Source organism: Motilibacter deserti (assembly GCF_011250635.1).
In the GTDB taxonomy this organism is placed as follows: domain Bacteria; phylum Actinomycetota; class Actinomycetes; order Motilibacterales; family Motilibacteraceae; genus Motilibacter_A; species Motilibacter_A deserti.
In genome coordinates, this window is the sequence record NZ_JAANNP010000210.1 from 1 (window position 1) to 1,833 (window position 1,833).

2 protein-coding genes and 1 tRNA gene are annotated in these 1,833 nt (G+C 73.1%); all 3 read right to left on the bottom strand.

Going from position 1 to position 1,833, the window contains the following annotated elements:
* Positions 1-535 precede the first annotated feature (535 nt).
* Positions 536-820, bottom strand: a complete 285-nt coding sequence (locus G9H71_RS22465; protein ID WP_231135331.1) for a hypothetical protein — start codon at positions 818-820, stop codon at positions 536-538.
* Between the two features lie 290 nt (positions 821-1,110).
* Positions 1,111-1,197 (bottom strand) — tRNA-Ser (locus G9H71_RS22470).
* A 35-nt stretch (positions 1,198-1,232) separates the two neighbouring features.
* Positions 1,233-1,790 carry a tRNA adenosine(34) deaminase TadA gene (gene tadA, locus G9H71_RS22475; protein WP_231135332.1) on the bottom strand — a complete coding sequence of 186 codons (558 nt, stop codon included), beginning with the start codon at positions 1,788-1,790 and terminating at the stop codon, positions 1,233-1,235.
* Between the last annotated feature and the right edge of the window lie 43 nt (positions 1,791-1,833).

The following is a 1,833-nucleotide window of genomic DNA, read 5'->3' on the forward strand; positions in this document are numbered from 1 at the left end:
AGGTCCTCGGTGTAGATCGAGCGAGGCCGCCAGATACCCGCGTTGATCGCGCCGAGCCGCGTGGTCCCGCGCCAGATGCCGTCCTCGGGGGTGCCCGAGACCAGCGTCAGCGGCACCGCACGGGAATTGTTCGCCTGGGGGGCGACGCGCGGGTACCGGCCCCCTGTCCCGGGTGCGAGGAACAAGCACGGACACGTGGCGGAGCCACTTCCGTCGTCCCACGACCCGGCAACAGGTCGGACGCCCTGCGGGTTCTGCAGCCGGGCCTCGACCGTCAGGACAGTGGTCTGCGTCCCCACGAGCGAGGTGTCCGGCGTGGACAGTCGCACCGACGCCACGACGGTGGCACCAGCAGCAGGGGCGGCGGGGGCATCGGCGTGGGCCGGCGTTGGAAGCAGGAGCGCAAGAGCGCCGATGGCAGTAGCAGCGGGCAGGATCGGTCGAAAGCCCGAGAAGTGGCTCATGCGTCGTTTCACATCAGGACAGAGAGCTTCGGCGCACTCTTCGGTTCGGTCGGGAAGCCAACGCCCGCCTCCTACACCGGTCGCAGGCATCCGAAGTCGAGCCAGGCCTCCACGAGCACCGGCTCCTCGTACGCATCCACGACGTAGACGACCCGACCGCGCCAGCGATCACCGGCCGAACCCCGCTGGCGAGCGATGAGCAGGCCCGGCCAGGTGCCGGGATGCCCGGGTGGGTCGGAGACCCAGCAGTGCACCGGTCGCACCGTCGGCGTGCTCGGTGGGACGACGGAGGCGCGCGCCTGCGCGGCGCGGGCAGCCAGCGTCGGGCCACGCTTCCACCCCATGCCGCCTGCCACCCGAGGAGGATCGCACGGGTCGAACACATGTACGAACGGCGGCCGGGATGCTGAGCCGGGCCGAACGGGACGCGGTCCTCGCCCGTTCGTGGAGGCAGCCCGGACGCGCGCGGAGGGCCTCGTCGCACCGCTCGGTCTTCGGCGGCCGGCTCGACAAGCGCCCACGGCCACAGGGAGAACAGAGCCACAGGTGAAACAGAAAGGCCCGGATCCCGCATCCTCGGACGCGTGACCCGGGCCGCACCGACCTTCGTCGGCAAAGCCGCCCGACTTCCGTCGGCAGCCTTCGGCGGTGGCGGTGGGATTTGAACCCACGGAGGGCTTGCACCCTCACACGCTTTCGAGGCGTGCTCCTTAGGCCGCTCGGACACGCCACCGCGAAGAAGCATAGCGGCTCCCCCGCGGCCCGTGCTCAGCCCTCCTCGCGAGGGCCTCCGAGCGACGGCTCGCCCGCCGCCTCGGGCGGCACCTCGGACACGCCCGAGCTGGGCAGCCCGGCCGCCCGCTGGGCCAGGAAGAACGCCCGCAGCAGCTCGCCGCACTCGGCCTCGAGCACGCCGCCGACGACCTCGGGGCGGGAGTTGAGCCGGCGGTCGCGTACGACGTCCCAGAGCGACCCGACGGCGCCGGCCTTCTCGTCGTAGGCCCCGAACACCAGCCGGGACACGCGTGACAGCACGATCGCGCCGGCGCACATGGTGCACGGCTCGAGCGTGACGACGAGCGTGCACCCGGACAGCCGCCACTCGCCCACGAGGCGGGCGGCGTCCCGGATCGCCAGCACCTCGGCGTGGGCAGTGGGGTCGCCGTCGGCCTCGCGGGCGTTGCGGCCCGCGCCGATCACGTCCCCGGCGGGCGAGAGGACCACGGCCCCCACCGGCACGTCCCCGGTGGTCGGCGCGAGGGCCGCCTCGTCGAGGGCGAGCCGCATCCAGGCGTCGTACGCCGCCCGGCCCGAGAGCGTGCTCAACGCATCGCGTCGAGGACCTCGCCGAAGCCCGCCGCCTCGGCGA